Source organism: Pseudomonas chaetocerotis (assembly GCF_015712105.2).
GTDB lineage: Bacteria > Pseudomonadota > Gammaproteobacteria > Pseudomonadales > Pseudomonadaceae > Aquipseudomonas > Aquipseudomonas chaetocerotis.
The window spans coordinates 1-2,193 of the sequence record NZ_JACFYX020000030.1 but is presented as its reverse complement, the minus strand read 5'-3'; the positions used below and the strand labels follow the sequence as shown (position 1 = coordinate 2,193).

At 66.6% G+C, this 2,193-nt stretch carries 1 protein-coding gene; it reads left to right on the top strand.

The window, feature by feature from the left end:
* Nucleotides 1–2,193 (top strand): ImcF-related family protein (locus H3221_RS25490; RefSeq protein ID WP_196477225.1); only part of this gene is annotated, 2,193 nt, incomplete at both ends.

Below are 2,193 nucleotides of genomic sequence, written 5' to 3'. Positions count from 1 at the left end.
CGGCCTCTTTGCCCTGGCGCTGCTGCTGTCGTTCACCAGCAACCGCAGCCAGATCGCCACGGTGGAGTCGGCGTTGGCGACCCTCAACGCGCCCGGCGATGCGGATGCGCAGCTCAGGGCCCTGCACGAACTGACCCGCGAGATGTCGCGCCTGGATTACCGCCGCGAGCATGGCGAGCCGTGGTACCTGCGCTTTGGCCTGAGCCAGAACGATGCGCTGTTGGCCGTGCTGTGGCCGCGCTACACCCAGATCAACAATCGGCTGATGCGTGACGTGGCGGCCAAGCACCTGGAGCAGCAGTTGGCAGCCTTCGTTGCCTTGCCGGCGGGCAGTCCCGAGCGCGCTGCACGTGCCGCAGAGGCCCATGCTCAGCTCAAGGCCTACCTGATGATGGCGCGCCCGGAAAAGGCCGACCCGCAGTTCCTGACGCGGGTGCTGGCCGGTGAGCAAGCCGAGCGCCCGGGCGTCACGCCCGGCCTCTGGCAAGCGCTGTCGCCCAACCTGTGGGCGTTCTACGCGCAGCACCTGGCGGCGCATCCCGACTGGCGCACCGAGACTCAGCCCAGCCTCGTGGCCCAGGCCCGGCAAGTGCTGCTGGGGCAACTAGGCCAGCGTAACGGCATGGCCACGCTGTACCAGCAGGTGATCGACCGGGCGAGCAACAACTTCGCGGCGATGACCTTGCAGGACATGGTGGGCGAAACCGATGCAGCGACCCTGTTCGATACGCCCAACAGCGTACCCGGCGTCTTCACCCGCCAGGCCTGGGAGAACCAGGTGAGCAAGGCCATCGACGAAGTCGCCGAAGCGCGCCGCGAGGAAATCGACTGGGTGTTGAGCGACCAGCAGGGCACGCTCGACAGCGAACTGCAACCCGAGGTGCTCAAGGCCCGCCTGACCGAGCGCTACTTCCAGGCATTCAGCGACGCCTGGCTGACCTTCCTCAACAGCCTCCGCTGGCGCAAGGCGGACAACCTGTCCGACGCCATCAGCCAGCTCACCCTGCTCAGCGACGTGCGCCAGTCACCGCTGATCGCCCTGATGAACACCCTGGCCTACCAGGGCAAGACCGAGACCCGGGGCGAGGCCCTCAGCGACTCGCTGATGAAATCGGCGCAGCAGCTTTTGGACCGGGACAAACAGCCGATGATCGATCAGCAGGCCGCTGGCCCGCGCGGGCCGCTGGACGCGACCTTCGGCCCGGTTCTGGCCTTGCTCGGCAAGGACAAGTCCGTGGCTGCGACGGGCGATAACCTCAGCCTGCAAGCCTTTCTCACCCGCGTCACGCGGGTGCGCCTGAAGCTGCAGCAGATCACCACCGCCAGCGACCCGCAGGCGATGACCCAGGCTTTGGCGCAGACAGTGTTCCAGGGCAAGAGCGTCGACCTCACCGATACCCTCGACTACGGCAGCCTGATCGCGGCCAGCCTGGGGGCGCAGTGGAATGGCTTTGGCCATAACCTCTTCGTGCAGCCACTGAACCAGGCCTGGGAGGGTGTGCTGCAACCTGCGGCCCTCAGCCTGAACCGTCAATGGCAACGGGCGATCGTCGGCAACTGGCAGCGCGCCTTCGAGGGTCGCTATCCGTTCGCCGCCACCGGCAGCGATGCCTCCTTGCCGATGCTGGGGCAGATGATTCGTGGCGATACGGGGCGGATCGACCAGTTCATCAGCAGCCAACTGGGCGGCGTGCTGCGCAAGGAAGGCAATCGCTGGGTGCCCGACAGTGGCAACAGCCAGGGGCTGCGCTTCAATCCGCAGTTCCTCGAGGCCGTGAACCAGCTCAGCGACCTGGCGGACATCCTGTACACCGATGGTGGCATGGGCATGAGTTTCGAGTTGCGGGCCAAGCCGGTACGCAGCGTGGTAGAGACCACCCTCATCCTCGACGGCGTGACCCTGGAGTACTTCAACCAGATGGAGAGCTGGAAGCCGTTCAACTGGCCGGGGGGCACCTATCGTCCCGGTGTGTCGCTGAGCTGGACCAGCCTCAAGGGCGGTGCGCGATTGTTTGCAGACCACTCGGGAACCTGGGGGCTGATCCGCCTGTTGGAACAGGCCCGGGTCACGGCGCTGGACAGCAGCGACACCTTGTTCGAGCTGGTGCTGACCGCCCCGGACAAGCTGCCGCTGACCTGGCACCTGCGCACCGAGCTGGGCAATGGGCCGCTGGCCCTGCTGCAGCTGCGGGG